Below are 1,281 nucleotides of genomic sequence, written 5' to 3' on the forward strand. Positions count from 1 at the left end.
TCAACTGAGCTTTCATCGTGGCCAACTCATCTTCAACATCATTGCCTTCCAAGAGTTTAAATTGACTTTCCAAGTCACTACCACCCAGCTCATGGGCAGCTTGAGAACGAGCCTCCATATCCAAGACTTTCTGTTCCATACGCTCAAACGCTGCTACGGAGCCACTAGTATTGAGAGACCCCATGGTTTGTTGTAACTTTTCATTGGCCTTAGCTGCCTGAGCTCGTGCTTTGAGCATATTCTTTTTGGTCTTGGCTTCGGAAATTTTGCCTTCGAGAGCAACCAGATTACGCTTAAGATTATTGACCTGCTCAGTTTGCTGATCCAACTGAGTTTTCAGGGTACCAGCAGTATCAGAATTGCTCTTCTTACGCACCAGAGCCTCACGAGCCAGGTTTTCATCCCCTTTGGTCAGAGCCAGCTGAGCTCTTTTCTGCCAGTTGTTAGCTTCTGTTTGGTTTTTGTTGTATTGCTGCTCTGTGCGTTTTTGTTCAGCAATTGACCTGGCAACTGCTTGACGCAATTGAACCAGATCCTCTTGCATATCAACAATAGCTTGATCAAGAATCTTTTCTGGATCCTCAGCCTTGCTGACTATATCGTTCAGATTAGCTCTAACCACTCTGCTAAGGCGATCAAATAATCCCATAACGCTGTTTATCCTCTAGGAATGTACAAAGTAGGTATAAAACTGGCTTGCTGGTGCGTAAGCCTAGTTAAGTTGTCTTGAGTTAAGTTGTCTTGAGGGACAAGCAATTGTTGCTGTCCCATCTCAAGTCTGATTGGGTAACTGAAAAATTTGCGGGCTTGACCCATACCCTAGCCATTAAGACAGGGAGCCTTTCATCCAGTTTAAAAACTTCTTGGGAAAAAGTGCTAGACAACAAGCTAAGGTTTGAACTTTCTGGCGGCTGAACCATGGGGGATTGATCGGGATTGCTGTTCGAGGGGTTAAAAACTGGTTTCCACAGGCGCTTATGATATAATAGTGCCATCTTCAGCAGAAAACGTCCTTGTCTTATTCTACCTATTCCCTTTCCGAGTATTGAGAAAGAAGGTCGAGAAGGTGCGGTTTGCGTATATAGTAACCCCTTGGGTCAAGGCTCTAAGGTGTTTTGATACAACTTTCTCAAGGTGCAATTGAGGTGACCATGGGGAAACTACTTACTTTTTCCGGCTATTTATCCAATTTTTCCGGATTTTTCGGTTATTATGTCTGAGTTGAGGGTAATTGAGGAGTTTCGGTTCCTTTAATCAGATTAGCCTTCATGGCGGCTAACT

At 44.0% G+C, this 1,281-nt stretch carries 2 protein-coding genes; one reads left to right on the plus strand and one right to left on the minus strand.

What is annotated here, in order from left to right; all coding sequences use genetic code 11:
- A partial coding sequence (locus F6K20_RS38940) for a PspA/IM30 family protein (RefSeq protein ID WP_287298513.1) occupies positions 1-649 on the minus strand: 649 nt, incomplete at its 3' end.
- A 92-nt stretch (positions 650-741) separates the two neighbouring features.
- Here F6K20_RS38940 and F6K20_RS38945 point away from each other — a divergent pair.
- Positions 742-915: a hypothetical protein gene (locus F6K20_RS38945; RefSeq protein ID WP_154659935.1), complete on the plus strand. Its 174-nt coding sequence runs from the start codon at positions 742-744 to the stop codon at positions 913-915.
- Positions 916-1,281: the final 366 nt, after the last annotated feature.

This window comes from Moorena sp. SIO2C4 (assembly GCF_010672485.1).
In the GTDB taxonomy this organism is placed as follows: domain Bacteria; phylum Cyanobacteriota; class Cyanobacteriia; order Cyanobacteriales; family Coleofasciculaceae; genus Moorena; species Moorena producens.